At 48.3% G+C, this 17,321-nt stretch carries 15 protein-coding genes; 6 read left to right on the forward strand and 9 right to left on the reverse strand.

The window, feature by feature from the left end; translation table 11 throughout:
* The first annotated feature begins 123 nt into the window (after nucleotides 1-123).
* Complete coding sequence (dnaE, locus tag KUA48_RS11680; RefSeq protein WP_153086878.1) at nucleotides 124-3,834, forward strand: DNA polymerase III subunit alpha; 3,711 nt, start codon at nucleotides 124-126, stop codon at nucleotides 3,832-3,834.
* A 37-nt stretch (nucleotides 3,835-3,871) separates the two neighbouring features.
* A complete protein-coding gene (trxA, locus tag KUA48_RS11685; protein ID WP_118066009.1) occupies nucleotides 3,872-4,186 on the forward strand; it encodes a thioredoxin in 315 nt (104 codons plus the stop codon).
* Between the two features lie 214 nt (nucleotides 4,187-4,400).
* Here trxA and tsaE read toward each other — a convergent pair whose 3' ends face one another.
* The gene (gene tsaE / locus KUA48_RS11690; protein WP_144153657.1) at nucleotides 4,401-4,811 is read right to left on the reverse strand and encodes a tRNA (adenosine(37)-N6)-threonylcarbamoyltransferase complex ATPase subunit type 1 TsaE; all 411 of its coding nucleotides are present in this window, start codon (nucleotides 4,809-4,811) and stop codon (nucleotides 4,401-4,403) included.
* A gap of 54 nt (nucleotides 4,812-4,865) precedes the next feature.
* On the reverse strand, nucleotides 4,866-6,419 hold the full coding sequence (locus KUA48_RS11695; RefSeq protein ID WP_218432877.1) for a bifunctional response regulator/alkaline phosphatase family protein: 1,554 nt from the start codon (nucleotides 6,417-6,419) through the stop codon (nucleotides 4,866-4,868).
* A gap of 312 nt (nucleotides 6,420-6,731) precedes the next feature.
* Here KUA48_RS11695 and KUA48_RS11700 point away from each other — a divergent pair, with 312 nt between their 5' ends.
* The 3 genes from KUA48_RS11700 to KUA48_RS11710 are packed head-to-tail and all read left to right on the forward strand — an operon-like array spanning nucleotide 6,732 to nucleotide 7,846.
* Nucleotides 6,732-7,043: a LysO family transporter gene (locus tag KUA48_RS11700; protein WP_153072374.1), complete on the forward strand. Its 312-nt coding sequence runs from the start codon at nucleotides 6,732-6,734 to the stop codon at nucleotides 7,041-7,043.
* Nucleotides 7,040-7,642 carry a lysine exporter LysO family protein gene (locus KUA48_RS11705; protein ID WP_153079720.1) on the forward strand — a complete coding sequence of 201 codons (603 nt, stop codon included), beginning with the start codon at nucleotides 7,040-7,042 and terminating at the stop codon, nucleotides 7,640-7,642. The genes KUA48_RS11700 and KUA48_RS11705 overlap by 4 nt, the downstream gene beginning before the upstream one ends.
* Before the next feature lie 33 nt (nucleotides 7,643-7,675).
* Entirely contained in the window at nucleotides 7,676-7,846 is a 171-nt protein-coding gene (locus KUA48_RS11710) for a hypothetical protein (RefSeq protein WP_153072372.1), read from the forward strand.
* Here KUA48_RS11710 and KUA48_RS11715 read toward each other — a convergent pair.
* Genes KUA48_RS11715 through KUA48_RS11735 form a run of 5 tightly spaced genes read right to left on the reverse strand, consistent with a single transcriptional unit; the run spans nucleotide 7,843 to nucleotide 14,685 of the window.
* Nucleotides 7,843-10,884: a lipopolysaccharide assembly protein LapB gene (locus KUA48_RS11715; RefSeq protein WP_218432879.1), complete on the reverse strand. Its 3,042-nt coding sequence runs from the start codon at nucleotides 10,882-10,884 to the stop codon at nucleotides 7,843-7,845. The genes KUA48_RS11710 and KUA48_RS11715 overlap by 4 nt on opposite strands.
* A 47-nt stretch (nucleotides 10,885-10,931) precedes the next feature.
* Nucleotides 10,932-11,732, reverse strand: coding sequence for a metal ABC transporter permease (locus tag KUA48_RS11720; RefSeq protein WP_218432880.1), 801 nt, complete (start codon nucleotides 11,730-11,732; stop codon nucleotides 10,932-10,934).
* 52 nt (nucleotides 11,733-11,784) lie between these two features.
* Nucleotides 11,785-12,168 carry a hypothetical protein gene (locus KUA48_RS11725; protein WP_218432881.1) on the reverse strand — a complete coding sequence of 128 codons (384 nt, stop codon included), beginning with the start codon at nucleotides 12,166-12,168 and terminating at the stop codon, nucleotides 11,785-11,787.
* A 20-nt stretch (nucleotides 12,169-12,188) separates the two neighbouring features.
* On the reverse strand, nucleotides 12,189-13,433 hold the full coding sequence (locus tag KUA48_RS11730) for a 3-phosphoshikimate 1-carboxyvinyltransferase (protein ID WP_218432883.1): 1,245 nt from the start codon (nucleotides 13,431-13,433) through the stop codon (nucleotides 12,189-12,191).
* A 46-nt stretch (nucleotides 13,434-13,479) separates the two neighbouring features.
* Nucleotides 13,480-14,685 (reverse strand): zinc-dependent metalloproteinase lipoprotein, encoded by a 1,206-nt coding sequence (locus tag KUA48_RS11735; protein WP_218432884.1) that lies wholly within the window; start codon nucleotides 14,683-14,685, stop codon nucleotides 13,480-13,482.
* Between the two features lie 381 nt (nucleotides 14,686-15,066).
* On the opposite strand from KUA48_RS11735, the gene KUA48_RS11740 reads away from it, so the two are divergent.
* Nucleotides 15,067-15,573 (forward strand): VCBS domain-containing protein, encoded by a 507-nt coding sequence (locus KUA48_RS11740; RefSeq protein ID WP_119227338.1) that lies wholly within the window; start codon nucleotides 15,067-15,069, stop codon nucleotides 15,571-15,573.
* Between the two features lie 231 nt (nucleotides 15,574-15,804).
* Here KUA48_RS11740 and KUA48_RS11745 read toward each other — a convergent pair whose 3' ends face one another.
* A complete protein-coding gene (locus KUA48_RS11745; protein ID WP_153072367.1) occupies nucleotides 15,805-16,560 on the reverse strand; it encodes an exodeoxyribonuclease III in 756 nt (251 codons plus the stop codon).
* 100 nt (nucleotides 16,561-16,660) lie between these two features.
* Entirely contained in the window at nucleotides 16,661-17,254 is a 594-nt protein-coding gene (gene folE / locus KUA48_RS11750) for a GTP cyclohydrolase I FolE (protein WP_119227323.1), read from the reverse strand.
* Nucleotides 17,255-17,321: the final 67 nt, after the last annotated feature.

Raw genomic sequence — 17,321 nt, forward strand, 5'->3', positions numbered from 1 at the left:
TTATCACTTTTGCAAATTTTTTGTGGGTTTCTTTTACCTTTTTCAATATTTTCGCATATTTCTTTTGGCTTTTTCAATATTTCGCCGTAACTTTGTTGTCAAAATTCGAATTTTAAACAGATAATGGAAGATTTTGTTCATTTGCATGTACACACCCAATACTCCATCCTCGACGGCCAGTCGAAGATACCGCATCTGGTAGATAAGGCCATCAAGGACGGCATGAAGGGTATGGCGGTAACCGACCACGGTGTGATGTTCGGCATCAAGGAACTCACCGACTATTGCGGCAAGATTAATAAAGACCGCAAGAAGGAGGGACTCGAACCTTTCAAGCCTATCATAGGCTGCGAGATGTATGTGGCACGCCGAACCAAAGCCGACCGAGAGAAGGATAAGGGCGATATGAGCGGTTATCACCTCATTGTACTTGCCAAGAATTATAATGGATACAAGAACCTCATCAAGCTGGTGAGCAATTCGTGGGTGGATGGTTACTACATGCGCCCACGAACCGACCGTGCCGATCTGGAGAAGTATCATGAAGACCTCATCGTCTGTTCGGCATGTATTGCAGGCGAGGTGCCATCCAAGATTCTGCATGGTGACCTGGAAGGAGCCCGCGAGGCTTGCCAGTGGTACCACAACCTCTTTGGCGATGATTACTATCTCGAGCTCCAGCGACATAAAGTGCCCGATGATCCAAGTCTGCTTGCCAACCGCGAGGCTTACGAGTTGCAGCAGCGTGCCAACAAGGAACTTATCAAGATGGCAAGGGAGTTTAACATCAAACTGGTGTGCACCAACGACTGCCACTTCGAGGATAAGGAGACTGCCGAGGCTCACGACCATCTGCTCTGTATCGCTACCGGCAAGGATCTCGACGACCCTAACCGTATGCGCTATTCCAAGCAGGAATGGTTCAAGACCCGCCAGGAGATGAACGAGGTGTTCTCGGATATCCCCGAAGCGCTTTCCAATACCCTCGAAGTATTGGATAAGGTGGAGATTTACAGCATCGACCATGGTCCTATCATGCCTTTCTTCCCGATTCCGGAGAGTTTCGGTACCGAGGAGCAGTTGCGACAGAAGGTATCAGAAGAAGATCTCTACAAGGAGTTTACCTCTGATGAGAACGGCAAGAACCCGCTGCCACCAGAGGAAGGTCAGAAGGTAATCGACCGATTGGGTGGTTACGATAAGATATACCGTATCAAGTTTGAGGCAGAATATCTGCGCCACCTTGCCTACGAGGGAGCTAAAAAGCTTTATGGCGACCCGCTGCCCGAGAATGTAGACGAGCATGTAAACTTCGAGCTCCACGTGATGAAGACCATGGGTTTCCCGGGCTACTTCCTCATTGTGTCAGACTTCATCAGGGCGGCGCGCGAGGAACTCGGCGTGATGGTGGGCCCGGGACGTGGATCTGCGGCAGGTTCGGTGGTGGCTTACTGCTTGGGCATTACCAAGATTGACCCATTGAAGTACGACCTCCTGTTTGAGCGTTTCCTGAATCCAGACCGTGTGAACCTTCCGGATATTGATACCGACTTTGATGATGACGGCCGAGGCAAGGTGCTGAGATGGGTAATGGATAAGTACGGTCATGAGAACTGTGCCCATATCATTACCTACGGTTCCATGGCCACGAAGAACTCCATCAAGGACGTGGCGCGTGTAGAGAAGTTGCCGTTGGATAAGGCGAATGCACTCTGCAAGGCTATCCCAGACCGTTTGCCTGACGGTGCCAAGATGAACCTGACCAATGCCATCAAATATACCCCAGAGCTGCGCGAGGCAGAGTTCTCCAACGATCCGCGCGAGAGCAATACCATCAAGTATGCCAAGATGCTCGAGGGAACCATCCGAGGCACGGGTATCCATGCCTGCGGATTCATCATCTGCCGCGACCCTATCAGCAACTGGGTGCCTGTATCTACTGCTGATGACCCTGATTTCCCGGGACTGAAGACGGCGGTAACGCAGTACGACGGCCATGTCATCGAGACCACCGGTCTGATTAAGATGGACTTCCTGGGCTTGAAGACCCTCTCCGAGATGAAGGAGGCATGCAAGGTTGTCAAGCAGACTACGGGCGATGTCGTTGACCTCGATACCATCCCTATCGATGACGAGCTGACCTATCAGCTCTATCAGCGCGGTCAGACCATCGGAACCTTCCAGTTCGAGTCGCCGGGTATGCAGAAGTATCTCCGTGAGCTGAAGCCTACGGTGTTCGAGGACCTCATCGCCATGAATGCCCTCTACCGTCCGGGACCTATGGATTACATCCCTGATTTCATTGCCCGCAAGAACGGCAAGCAGGAGATTACCTACGATATCCCGTGTATGGAGAAGTATCTGAAGGATACCTACGGCATCACGGTCTATCAGGAGCAGGTGATGCTTCTTTCCCGTCAGTTGGCGAGCTTCACCCGAGGTGAGTCTGATGCGCTGCGTAAGGCGATGGGTAAGAAGAAAAAGGCTATCGTAGATGCGATGAAGCCTAAGTTCATCAAGCAGGGACAGGAGAACGGCCACGACCCGAAGGTGCTGGAGAAGATATGGGGCGACTGGGAGAAATTTGCTTCCTACGCCTTTAACAAGTCTCATGCCACCTGTTATTCGTGGGTAGCCTACCAGACTGCCTATCTCAAGGCGCACTATCCTGCCGAATATATGGCGGCGCTGATGACCCGACGCTTTGCACAGATTACCGAAATCACCAAGCTGATGGAGGAGTGCCAGTCGATGGGCATCAAGACCTTGGGTCCGGATGTGAACGAGAGTTACCGCGTGTTCGGTGTGAACGAGCATGGAGAGATACGTTTCGGTCTTTCAGCCATCAAGGGTATGGGTGCTCCGGCAGCCGATGCCATCGTGGCAGAGCGACTGAAGAACGGACCTTATAAGAGCATCTTCGATTTTGCCGAGCGTGTAGATTACTCCAGCGTGAACCGCAAGGCTTTCGAAACCTTGGCGCTGAGTGGCGGTTTCGACAGCTTCGGCATCCGTCGCGAGCAGTTCTTCGGCAAGAACAACAAGGGCGAAACCTTCCTCGATACGCTGGTGCGCTATGGTCAGCTCTTCCAGCAGGAACAGCACGAGGCTGCCAACTCACTCTTTGGCGGTACCGAGGCGATAGAGATAGCTACGCCGCCTATTCCTGATGCTGAGAGCTGGAGCACCATCGAACGTCTGAACCGTGAGCGCGAGCTTGTGGGCATCTATCTTTCTGCCCATCCGCTCGATGAGTACAGCATCATCCTCAATTCTCTCTGCAATACCCATTGTTCCGAACTGGGCGACAAGCAGGAACTGGCAAAGAAGGAGGATGTGGTGCTGGGCGGCATCATCACGGGTGTGAAGTCGAAGTTTACCAAGACGGGCAAGCCGTGCGGTTTTGTTACGCTTGAAGACTTTGAGGGTTCAGGCGAGCTGGCTCTCTTTGGCGAGGACTGGGGCAAGTGGCGCGGCATCATGGTTGAAGGCAGCACCATCTACATTACCGCCAAGTGCGTTTCCCGTTACGGCAATGCCAACTATCTCGATTTCCAGATAGGCAATGTAGAGTATCTGCAGACGGTCAAGGAGAACCGCATCGACCGCTTTACCATCAATGTGGAGAGCGATGCGATAGATGAAACGATGGTTAGCGACCTGCAGACTATTCTGGAGAATGACGAGGGCAAGGCGCAGCTCTTTTTCCAGATACATGATGTTGACAGCAATACCTATCTGCTGATGCGTGCCCGTGAGCATACGGTGGGTGTAGGCCATGCCCTCATCCAGTATATCGAGCAGCATCCTAAGATGAGCTATCAGATCAATTAGAGATAATTTTAGTTTTAATATATAAAAGTATAGAAAAATGGAAGTAACAATTACAACCGAGAATTTCGAGAGCTACAAGAATGGCGAACTGCCATTGGTAGTAGATTTGTGGGCAACATGGTGCGGTCCTTGCCGCCAGATTGCTCCTATCGTATCAGAACTTGCTGAGGAGTTTGACGGCAAGTTGGTAGTAGGCAAGTGTGATGTAGAGGAGAACGACGACATCGCTATGGAGTTTGGTGTTCGTAATATCCCTACCATCCTCTTCTTCAAGGGTGGCCAGCTGGTAGATAAGTTTGTTGGCGCAGCCTCTAAGGCAACCCTCACCGAGAAGTTCCAGGCTCTCCTGTAATCAGCCCGGATAGGAAATGATAAAAGCATCTGGCTTGAGAAAACATATTCTCAGCCAGATGCTTTTTTTGTTCTTTTTCCTGCCTTTCAAACTGCGCCACGAGGGGGATAAAAATACGTCTCGACGCAGACTTTGCTACGTCGGGACGTAATGAGAACTGCGTCGGGACGTAGTAAAGTCTACGTCGGGACGCATTTTCGGGGCTGTCGGTGACTTACCATTCTACGCTTCTTGTTCCGTCTTCTTCGACGGTGATAGTCACTTTGGTGCAGTCTTCCGGCAGCAGGTCTTCTATCAGTTCCGGCCACTCCAGGAAACAGAGGTTGCCGCTGTAGAAATAATCTTCGTAGCCCATATCGTAAACCTCATCGAGTTTCTTGATGCGGTAGAAATCGAAGTGGTAGACAGGTGAGCCGTCGCCCGCTGTATATTCGTTTACGAGGGCGAAGGTAGGAGATGTGATGACATCTTCTACGCCCAGTTCTTCGCAAATGGCTTTTACAAATGTTGTCTTTCCGGCTCCCATCTTGCCATAGAAGGCAAAGACCTTGCCGTCGCCCATGTTCTGCAGAAATTCCTTGGCTGCTTCATGGATCGTGTCTAATGAGTCAATTTTTATCTTCATATATGTTTTCTATAAACTGTTAACTATCAACTATTAACTGTTAACTGACAATCATTACCTTTTTCTAGGTGTCAGCGTGATGAGCGGTATGAGCATTTCCTCCATCGAGATGCCGCCGTGCTGGAAGGTATCCTTGTAGTATTGCACATAATAGTTGTAATTATTTGGATAGGCGAAGAAACTGTCGCCCGTGGCAAATACATACGAGGTACTCAGGTTAGGTGCCGGCAATTGGGCACGCTGAGGCTCCTTGATGGTGAAAACTTCCTTGCTCTGGTAAGCCAGATTCTTGCCCAGCTTGTAGCGCAGGTTGGTGTTCGTATTGCGGTCGCCTACAATCTTGATTGGTTTCGATGCCCTGATGCTGCCGTGGTCGGTGGTGAGCACTACCTGATAATCGCTCTGCGAAAGGAGCTTGAAGAGCTCGGAGAGAACTGAATGGCGGAGCCAGCTCTGCGTGATGCTGCGGTAGGCACTCTCGTTGTTGGCAAGCTCGCGCACCATCTTAGATTCGGTACGCGCGTGAGAGAGCATGTCGATGAAGTTAATCACCAGCACGTTCAGGTCGTAGTTCCGGCATTCGTTGTAATGCTCCAGAAAGCGGTCGGCACCCTGCGAATCGTTCACCTTGTGATAACTGAAGGTATAGTGCTTTCTGAATCGCTCTATCTGGGTCTGTATCAGCGGCGCCTCGTTGAGGTTCTTGCCTTCCTCCTCGTCCTCATCTACCCAGAGGTCAGGGAACATTTCGGCTATCTTGTTCGGCATCAGGCCGCTGAAGATGGTGTTGCGCGCATATTGCGTGGCGGTAGGAAGGATGCTCATGTAGAGCTGCTCGTCGATGTCGAACTGGTCGCCGATGTCTTCAGCCAGCATGCGCCACTGGTCATAGCGGAAGTTATCTATCACAATCAGAAACACCTTCTTGCCCTCATCGAGCAGCGGGAATATCTTGCGCTTGAAGATGTCGGGACTCATCAGATGGCGGTCTCTGTTGTCGGGACTCACCCAGTCAAGATAGTTCTTGGCTATGTATTTGGCGAAACCCTGGTTAGCCTCTTCCTTCTGCATGCCCAGCATCTCTGCCATCGGACTTGCCGTATCGCTCAGCTTCAGTTCCCAGCTTACCAGTCGCCTGTAAATCTCCATCCAGTCTTCCGCACTTCTGCATTCCATCATCTGCATGGCTATCTGCTGGTAGTCCTGCTGGTATCCGTTCTGCGTCACCTCCGCCACGATGTCTTTGCGGTGAATGTTCTTCTTGAGCGAGAGCAGAATCTGGTTCGGGTTTACGGGTTTGATCAGATAGTCGGCTATCTTTGAACCGATTGCCTGGTCCATGATGTTTTCTTCTTCGCTCTTGGTGCACATCACTACCGGTGTGGAAGGCTGGATGTCCTTGATGCGTAGCAGGGTTTCCAGTCCGCTGAGTCCCGGCATCATTTCATCGAGCAGGATGAGGTCGAAGGTTTGCTGGCGGCAAAGTTCAATGGCATCAGGGCCGTTGCTTACCGTCTGCACCTCGTATCCTTTCTTTTCCAGAAAGATGATGTGTGCCTTGAGAAGTTCTATCTCGTCGTCTATCCAAAGTAATAGTCCGTTGCTCATATTTTATATCCTTTTTCTTTTCGGGGTGCTAAAGTACAAAGAAAAATGGAATGAGGAACACGACTTCGTGTTAAAGAGAGTTAATGATGAAGATTCTTTGGTACTTTTTATGAAAACGTTTGTATTACCTTGTGACAAAACCTAAAAACATAGGTTAATTAAAACTTATTTGTATAACTAAACGTAAGCATTATGATCAGACGCAATTACTTAAAAAGTTTGTCTATTAAGCAATAATACGATCGGGAATCCGTTTTTTATGGTAAGGTAATTCATAAAAACGAACAATAAAAAGAAGAAAAACAAGAAACAATGCTCAAGATAGTAATGATTATGCTATGCGGAATAGGTACCGGCTATCTGCTCCGCAACAAGAAAATGAGTTTTATCGGCCGTATCATCACGGCGCTGATATGGGTACTCCTGTTCCTGCTCGGTATCGAGGTAGGTTCTAACCCTCGTATCATCAGCGGTCTTCAGACCCTGGGACTTGAGGCGATAGCCCTGACCTTGGGAGGCTGTCTGGGTAGTGCGCTCTTTGCTTGGGCATTGTGGAAGTATGTTACAGCAAAGCAGGCTAAATCGTCGGCTCACGCTGAAACCGGGAAAGGAGGCAAGGCATGAAAGGCAGTTTGATTATCGTAAGCTTCTTTGTTCTGGGTATCATCGTAGGCTTGTGTGATGTGATTCCGGCAGGTCTTCTGGATAGCGACGTGAGCTATTATGCACTCTGCTGCCTGATGTTCTGCGTAGGTATCAGCATCGGTTGCGATACCTCTGTGCTGAAGAGTTTCAAGAAGGTGAATCCCCGTCTGATGATGCTCCCTGTGATGACCATTTTGGGTACGCTGGCAGGTTGTGCCGCCGTATCTCTCATCTTGAGCCACCGCCAGTTTACCGATTGTCTGGCTATAGGTTCAGGATTCGGATATTACTCTCTTTCGAGTATCTTCATCACCGAATCCAGGGGCGCCGAACTGGGAACCATCGCCCTTCTTGCCAACATCTGCCGCGAGATTCTCACCCTGCTGTGTGCTCCGCTGTTGGCAAAATACTTCGGCAAACTGGCACCTATCAGTGTAGGTGGAGCTACGACCATGGATACAACGTTGCCTATCATCACCCGATATTCGGGCGAGAGTTTCATCATCGTTTCCATCTTCCATGGTTTCTGTGTCGACTTTTCTGTACCCTTCCTAGTTACCTTCTTCTGTTCTTTGTAGAAATAACTAAAAGCAGTTTTAAACCAAACCCGTATGAGACATATTTTCAGTTCATTCATGATATGTCTGAGCCTGTGCTGTGCCCATACCTCAGTAGCCCTTGCGGCTCAGAGCGGCTTTACGCTGTCTGCCTCTTCCAGCGTGCTTCGGTTGTTCCAGAGCCATACGAAGGTATCTTCCATGATTTCTTCGGCATTCCACTAAAATCCATCTAAATCATATTCTTCGCTGTCCAAATCCAGACTGTCGTCGTTGTCGTAAGCTGTCTTTGGCGCTTTTTCTTCCTTTATATCCGCATCGGTTCCCTGGGTTCCGGTTGTTCCGCTTTCGGCAGTTCCGGTTTCTTCTTCATTTTCTTCAGAATCATCAGTCTTTTCCTGCTGGATGATTTCCTCCGGTTCTTCAAGCAGTGGGTCCTTGCTGATTTTCAGCGGTGCCAGATGCTGGGTATAGAAGAGGGTATAGTCGTCGTAGCTCAGACTGGTGCCCAGCAGCAGGAGGTTTGGTTCGCTGATTACGATGCCTCGGGCTCCCTTTGAGAGAAGCTGGGTGATGGCCTGATGCTGGTAGATGTCGTTGGCATACTGGCGTGCTTCGTCGTAATTGCGGAAGCCCTTTACCTGCATGCGGTGCAGATCATTCTGCTCGTCAATGACGAGGTCGAAATTACGCACGAGATAGGAGGTGAAATTATATTTCGCCATCTCGAAGAGCAACTGGTTCTCGTTCACAGAATCAGGAACGTAGGCGAGCATGAAGACGAACGGCTCGTTGCGCTCAATGCTGAATACTTTTGCTTTGGATTTGACGTCATCATTGAGTACGGCGTTGCGGCGCGACCATACATTGCTCAGGTCGAATGTGCCGCCCTTGAGCTGTCTGCCGGCTTTCACTCCGTTGAGAATCATTCCCGCCATTTCGCTGAGTCGGCTGTTCGGATATTTCTCTACCACCTGCTGCATATCATCGAGACATGCCTGGATATTACCCTCGTGGAGCTGGGTGAGTCCGCCGATAAAGAGGAACTTGTCGCGGTTGGCTCCTTCAGGATAGCGCTTGTCAGAGATAGCCCTGTTGTGTACCACCTTATTATATAGGTTAGCCTTGAAGGCGTCGTAGGTGGCAGCATAGAGCGAATCTTCGAGATGAATGCCCATCTTCGCATCTTCTTCATAATAAGGAGAGGTGAGTAGGGCGGTCCATTGGCTCTCCGGATAATTCGCTTTCAACAGGTCGAGATAGCGGCTGGCGATGGCTGGCTGCTTCCTGATGTTGTAGAGCAGGTAGAGGTGATAGTAGGCATCATCGAGATGTTCGTATGCTGCGTTCTTCTTTACCAGTCGCTGCAGCATGCGTTCGCTTTCGTCCAGATCATTGAGTTTGTCTTTCAGAATGATGCCGGCATGCAGCAGTCCGTCGTCCAGAATCTGATTGCTTTCTGCCATCTTCTCTTCGGTGAGCGGAATCTGAGCGAGATAGTAGGCACGCTGATGCGGATCTTCTTCTGCACTCAGGTTCTTCTCTTTCTCCTTCTCAAGGTCTTTTTTCTGTGCCTCGTTGAGGAGTGAATCGCGCTGTTCATCAGTCATTTCTTCTACACCTTTGGCATCGGCTACTACGGTCTGGTTGCTCCGCTGCCAGTTGTCTATGTTCTTTCTCTTACCCCAGAGGCGTTCAAACTGCTGTTTGCCTTGGGCTACGGCAGATTGGGAGTAGAAATACCAGGTATTGGTGTTGCCGAAACCGCCGTTGCCCATGGCTCCGTTTCCGAAGCCGGATGAGGCATTGCTGTTTCCCTGATTCCTGTTATTTCTGCTATTATAACCATTGCCGTTGTTTCTGCCGAAGTCGGAGTTGCCCTGCTGTTCTGCCAGTTTTCTCTTTTCTTCCTTTTCCTGCTTTTTCAGGGCATCTATCACCTTGTCAATGGCGACATTCCGTTCTGTTTCGCTCATGCGGGCAAGCGATTGCAGGGAGTCCTGCAAATAGATGGCGTCGGTATAAGGCACCAGTTCATCGAGAACCTTCGAACGGTCGGAGAGCTGTTTGTAGTCTTTGCGGTCCTGGTCCAGGAGTCCGATGGCAGCATCATAGCATCGCTTGGCATCGCCATAACGGTGGCATTGCCAGTATACATTGCCCAGATGCAGCAGCAATACACCTTTCTCTACTCCGTTTCGGCTTGATTTCGCGGCACCCTTTTCGTATGCTGCAATAGCCTGAAGGGTATCGCCCTGGTTGAGATGTATGTTGCCGATGGCATAATAAACCTGGTCGAGATATTCCTGGTTCTTGTCGCTCGCTGCCATTCGCTTCAATTTAGATACCATCTTCCGGGAGTTGTTGGTTGCCAGTACCTCGGTCATGGAGATGCGGGCATTGAACTCCAGTTCGTAAGGCGGATTGAGACGGATGACATGCTTGAAGGCACGGTAGGCATTCTGGGTATGTCCCTGTAGTGCTTCTACCTGTCCCATCAGATACCAGAGGCGGGCTTTCTGCTTGCGTCGCATCTCATAGCCGATGGCTTTGCGGAGATACGGAACGGCCTCCTGATAGCGTCCGGTCTTCAGATAGTAGAGGGCATAGGTCTTGTCCCATTCCTTCTGGGCACGCCAGTGGATGGAATCGCGCTCGATATTACGGATTACATCTTCGGCATCGTATATCCATCCCGATTCGAGATAACTCTTGGCGAGCCAGGCACGTGCCTTGCCGTAAATGCCGGGTTGGGTGGCGTAGAGACGGCTCATATAGGCGAATGTAGCTGCTGCCGACTGGAAATCGCCTTCAAAAAACTGGGAACGGCCCATCAGCATCCATGCCTTCCAGAGGAAAGGATTATATTCACGGCGCTGCAGCCATTCCAGGTCTTTGGCTGTCTTGCGGCGTTTCTTGTCCCATACCGGGCGGCGCTTGATGCTATGCTGGTGAATGGCTTTCTCACATTTCTCGATGGCGCGGTCGTAGTTCGACTTGCCCAGTTCGCGGCTGTTCTTGTTGCCCACAGTATAATAAGGAATCATTTCAGAGTAATTATCCTTATTCCCGTTTTCCTTTTCGAGCGAGCCTTCTATATAGGCTACGGTACCATTATAATAGGTGTTGTATCGGGCGTTGAAGGCATGCCACCATCTGCTCTTCGCCGTATTCTTCTGCGTAGAGCATCCTGCTATGGTCATTGCAAAGGCAAGGACAACCATAGCTGGCAAGAGGTTTCTGAATGGGAAATGCTTCAACATAAGTTTCTTCTTTATTTAAAATTTTTCTTTTAGGGCGTGTGAAAGCCTTAGTGCTTTCTGGCTGCCAGTATCCTTGCTGCTGCAAACAGGATGATGCTGACGAAGATGATGGTTGCACCTGATGGCACATTGAGTAGATAACTGGCATAGAGGCCTACGATGCAGTCGATGCAGCCTATCACGATGCTGGCTCCTATCATGCGCTTGTAGCTGTAGGTGAAGAGGTTGGCTGTCATCTGTGGTATGGTGAGCAGACTGATGGCAAGTACGATGCCCACCATCTTGATGGTTGCCACGATGGTCATGGCGATGAGCGTCATCATCATATATTCTATCGCTGTAACCGGCAGATGTTGCGATTTGGCAAAGGTGCTGTCGAATGCGATGGTCTGGATAGGACGCAACAGAAAGATGAACAGCAATGCTACAAACAGGGTGAGACCTGCCAGAAGCCAGAGGTCTGTGCTGTCGATGGCAAGTATACTTCCGAAGAGGAAAGAGGGCAGGTCGGGCATGAATCCCGGAGTAAGGAAGCAGCAGATGATGCCCACGCTCATGCCCAGGGTCCAGAACATGGCGATGGCAGAGTCTTTGCGCACATCTTTCTTCCGTGATACCCATTGCACGCCGAAGGCACTCAAAATGGCGAATACCATGGCAGAGAGTATGGGGTTGATGCCTGCAAATACGCCGATACCGATGCCGCCAAAAGAGGCATGCGTAATGCCACCGCTGATGAAAACCAGCCGGCGTGTGACGATGTAGGTGCCTACAAAGCCGCACAGGATGCTTGCCAGTAGGGCGCCAATCAGCGCGTTCTGAAAAAATGTATATTGCAGTATATCCATGTCTTTACTTTGAACTTAAAACTTTGAACTTTAAACTTTGCGCATTGCATGTTTAACTTAAAAAACTGATGACTTCGTCTTTAATCTGGTTGGGCAGGTTGATGCCTCTCAGTATCAGACTTCGGTTCCATCCCGCCACCTCTTCCGGTTGCATCGTATAGAGCACTTCCGAGAACTCCTCTACCTCCTCATCGGTATAGTCGTCGGCAGCTCTTCCTGCAAACCGGTCTAGTTCTTCGTCATCGTAGTATTCTATTTCCTTGGTGGCGGCTTCCATCAAGCATTCCTGTTCGCATTTGGAGTTCTCTCCGTTGCAGGTATTGCACGAAACTCCTTCCTGCAGCGGTTCTTCATCCTCTCCCTTGCGATGAGAGATGATGCCGAAAATGGCGCTTATCAAGCCTAGGACCACCAGGGCCAAAACTAAATATAGCATAAACTGTTAACTATTAACTATTAACTTTCAACTATCTCAAACCCAACTTTCTTCAGGTCTTCCCAATAATGAGGATAGGATTTGCTCACCACCTCTGGATTGTTGATTTCTATCTGAGGGAACTTGAAGGCAAGAGGGGCGAAGGCTAGTGCCATGCGATGGTCCTCGTAGGTATCGATAGGCTCGAAACTAGGCTCGCAGGTCTCGCCATCCCAAATCAGCGTGTTATCGTTCTCGTCATAAATCACGTAACCCACCTTCTTCAGCTCCTTCTTCAATGCCTCGATGCGGTCGGTCTCCTTGATCTTGAGACTGGCAAGACCGGTGAACTTAAACTTTACGCCCAGGGCACAGCAGGCTACAACGATGGTCTGTGCAAGGTCTGGAGAACCGCTGAAATCGTAGTCGAAACGAGGCAAGAGACAACGCTGGACTTTCAACTTGACAGGAGAAAGAACATCACGGTTCTCAAATTCTGATTTCACGCCCAGCAGACTGAAGATGTATTTCACGACAGAATCGCCCTGTTTGGAATTGTCGAACAAGCCTTCGAGTCTTACCTCAGAATCAGGGTTTCCGTTCAGCGCCATCATTTCATACCAGTAAGAAGAAGCGCTCCAGTCATTCTCGATGGTGTAGTCGGCTACGCAGCTGTAAGGCTGTGGCTTTACGGTGATGGTATCCACATCGGTCCATTCGGCACTGGCTCCGAAGTTCTGCATCGTCCACAGCGTGAGGTCGATGTAAGGACGTGATGCTATCTCGCCCGTCAGTTTCAGTTCCAGACCGTTTTTCAGAATCGGACCAATCATCAGCAGTGCCGAGATATACTGCGAACTGATGTTTCCCACCACTTCGAGATGTCCACCTTCCAGTGGCTTACCAACGATGTGGAGTGGAGGATAGCCCTCTTTCTTTTCATACTGTATATCAGCTCCGAGGTAACGCAGGGCATCTACCAGGATAGCAATAGGGCGGTTCTGCATGCGCTCGGTACCTGTGATGGTATGCTCGCCCGGTGTAGCAGAAAGATAGGCGGTCATAAAGCGCATGGCAGTACCGGCAGCCTTGATGTTGATGACATCAGGCATATCGCGCAGTGCCGCAATGATGACTTCTGTATCATCGCAATCGCTCAGGTTGCGGGGCTGCAACTTGCATTCCGCCATGGCATTGATTACCAATGCACGGTTGCTGATACTCTTGGAAGCTGGCAAGTTGATACTTGCATTGAGTTGGCGTGGAGCCTTGATTGTATATTTCATTTTCTTCTTGTTTCTGTTTCTTTTAATACTCTTTTTTCTGATTTTTCTATTTCTCAGCCTTCAGTAACCGGATGTCCTTGATGCAGACAGCCTGCTCTTTGGCATATCGGATTGGGAGGTCATCTTCTGTTTCCGGCATCTCATCCCATGCACGGGTTCTCGGACGAATCTTCTTCGGACCCGGTATCAGAGGCGAATAATACAGAACCTGACGGATGCGGTTTGCCTGTTCTGGGGTGAATCGCATGCTGTAACAGAAGAAGTAGTCCATCAGATTGTCTGACTGCCATTCTTCACCCTTGCTGTTGGTGCGTTTGGCCACATCTCTCAAGGTGAGAGAATCCTTCTTGATGGCTTGTGCATTACTGATATATTCTGTCAGCCATTTGCCGTATGCTATTCGGTTGTAGCTAGGCGTATCATCGCAATAGTCAGAGTCGTCATCATCATTGGCAGCCTCTGATTTGCCTTTCACAGTCTTTTCTGAGAAACTGTGGAAGAGACCCAGATAATGACCCAATTCGTGAGCCAGTGTAGCATTCGGATCCGCTGTATTGGATTTATATTTCCTGTTATACTTGTCTTCTGTATACCGGGATCCTTCATTCTTCTTTCCCACATAGATTGAATTGAGCGAAACGCAATATGGAAATTTGCCCGGTTTGCTCAGCGGGTAGTTCTTGCCATTGCTCAAACCGTCTATCTGTGGATAGCCGCCTACCTGATAAGGCAGATGACTGATGCCCAGCGTGGTGCTGTTCTCATCGGTCTTCTTGAAGGCATATACCATCACATTGATGTAGTTGTTCTGGTCCCAGCAGTACTGTACATACTTCTTGTCCTTCATGAAACTCTCGCAGTCGAACTCCGGTTCTGGAACCTTGATATATTCCACACCTGGTGTACTGAGCCTCTTGCCGCTCTCATCCTTTTCAGCCAGTTCGAACAGGATATGCAGGTTCTCGCTCGGGATGGTATCCATCTGATAGTTGTAAACATCACCCTGATAAAGTTCGTTCACGTTGGAGAGAATCTCCTTGAGGCGGGTATATTTGATGTATTGCGTGGTGTTATTGTAGAAGACATGGAAGATGACAGGCAGATGATAGACATAATCATCGCCTGTAATGATATCTGTGTCACGGTCTTGTCCGTTGGATCTGATAGGGTCGCCGATAGAGCCTTCGGTATCCTTGCATGATGCAAAGCTGAAAACGGTGAGGGCGATCATGAAATAAAGAATTTTTCTCATGCGCGTACCTTATATTATATATTTTCGTGCAAAAATACAAAAATAAAAGAAGATAGGCGAGAAATATCCTGAAAAAGTTTCTCAAAATGCCAAAAAACTTGTGCTCCCATCTTCTTGATGTATATCAATTTAGTTACATTTTGTAAACTTGACTCCATAAAAATGGCGTTTTGTAAGGTGAGCGTTCGTGCAATATGCGAAATTTTAGGCTATGAAATTGCAAATTGTAAGATTGTGTGCGTTCTAAAGCGAAAAGTATAACTTGACCAAAAAATAAGATAAAATAGCGTTAAGGAATTATGAACTTTTCGGAAATCGTTGTATCTTTGCACCAGAAAAAGAAACAATGACAATAAAAATAACATCCTAAAAATAAACGATATGAAACGAATGATATTATTCTCATTGATGGCTTTGATGACCATAGCAGCTTTCGGTCGTAAGCACGTAGAGAATGCAACAGTTGTAGCTGACACTATTTTCTATGCAGAAAATATGAGTAATGTAACCAGTGCAGATCAGGCTAGTTATTACAGACTGCTGATGACTACTGGTTCAGGCCTTAACAAGAAGGACGTTTTCCAGGACTTCTACATGAACGGTAATCTCCGTGCTGAAGGTGGTTATAGCTTTATCGACCTCGGCAACGATCGCAATACTATCTTTAATGGTGAGGTTACTACCTATTATAAGAATGGTAAGGAGAAGTGGCATGGCAAGTATGTTAATGGCAAGCGCGAAGGCTACTTCACACTCCAGCTCCGTGAAGGCGGTGTAGCTGTCGTTCAGTTCAAGAATGGCAAGTCTGTTCACGATTACTTTATGGTAACTTATAAGGACGGTTCTTCTGAGAAGAGAAATCTCTCTGAGTTGAAGCAGTTCATGTAATCAGAAATAAGCAACTATCTAGTTTTGTTACTTCATTGAATTAGAAGAAAATCTCTCTTATATAAATTAAAATTTTATGTTGATATGACCAATATGGGGATGGCTTCCGTGAGGAAGGTGCATCCCCTTTTTTAATGACCTATATTTACCAACGACAAGAAGAGGGTGAATCATAAACTTATGACACACCCTCTTCTGATTATTCTTATTGATGTTGGATGAAAGGTAGGATTAGAACGTTAAATCTACTTCTACCGGACAATGGTCGCTGCCCATGATTTCAGTATGAATTTTAGCTTCTGTAATCTGTTCCTTGATACGGTCGGATACTAGGAAGTAGTCGATACGCCAACCAGCATTCTTCTCGCGGGCCTTGAAACGGTATGACCACCACGAATAGGTAACCTCATCAGGGTGGAGATAACGGAAGCTGTCGGTGAAGCCATCATTCAGAAGAACGGTCATCTTTTCGCGCTCCTCATCGGTGAAACCGGCATTGCGGCGGTTGGTCTTCGGATTTTTGATATCTATCTCTTCGTGTGCTACATTCAGATCGCCGCAGATGACGACTGGTTTCTTGGCATCAAGAGATTTCAGAAACTTGCGGAAATCGTCTTCCCAAGTCATGCGATAATCCAGGCGCTTGAGTTCTGTCTGAGAATTTGGGGTGTAGCAGGTAACGAGATAGAACTGGTCATATTCCAGCGTGATGATTCTGCCTTCATGATCATGTTCCTCTATGCCCATGCCATAGCTTACGCTCAAAGGCTTGTGCTTGGTATAAATGGCTGTACCAGAGTATCCTTTTTTCTCAGCGTAGTTCCAATAACTCTCGTAGCCCTCAAACAGAAGGTCGAGCTGTCCCTCCTGCATCTTTGTTTCCTGCAGGCAGAAGAAGTCGGCATCGAGTTCCTTAAACTGGTTCTCGAAGTCCTTGCCTACGCAAGCGCGCAGGCCATTTACATTCCATGATATAAACCTTAACATTGTGTTTATTGATTATTTAGTAGTGATTATTGATTATTTAGTATTGATTAGTGATTACTTATGGACTCTAACGATTATCACTAATAACTAATCATTATATTTAAATTCTCTTCGTTTCTCCTCTCAGCAGACTCATAAACTCCTGGCGGGTGTTCAGTGAATTGAAAACTCCGCTGTAGTCGCTGGTGGTGGTAATAGAATTCTGTTTCTCTACACCTCGCATTTGCATGCACATGTGCTTGGCTTCTATCACAACCATCACACCCTGAGGATTCAATGTTTCCTGAATGCAGTCTTTAATCTGCTGGGTAAGACGCTCCTGTACCTGGAGACGGTGGCTATAGATATCAACCACACGGGCTATCTTGCTCAGACCGGTAATCTTTCCGTTTGGGATATAAGCTACATGCACCTTGCCATAGAAAGGAAGCATGTGGTGCTCGCACATCGAGAAGAAATCAATATCTTTCACGATGACCATCTGGTTGTATTTCTCTTCGAAGAGGGCATCGGTCAATACCTTGTGTGCATCCTGTGTATAGCCACGAGTCAGTATCTGCATAGCCTTGGCTACTCGCATCGGCGTTTTTACAAGTCCTTCACGTTCAGGGTCTTCTCCCAAGAGCTTTAATACTTCAGTATAGTGTTCTGCGAGTTCGTCCAATCCCTCGCGAAATTCTGTTTCTGTATTCATCTTATTTATTTTATAATTCTTAATAAATAGTTAATAATTTACAATTAATAGTTTATAGTTAGACCTA

This window comes from Segatella copri (genome assembly GCF_019249795.2).
GTDB lineage: Bacteria > Bacteroidota > Bacteroidia > Bacteroidales > Bacteroidaceae > Prevotella > Prevotella copri_B.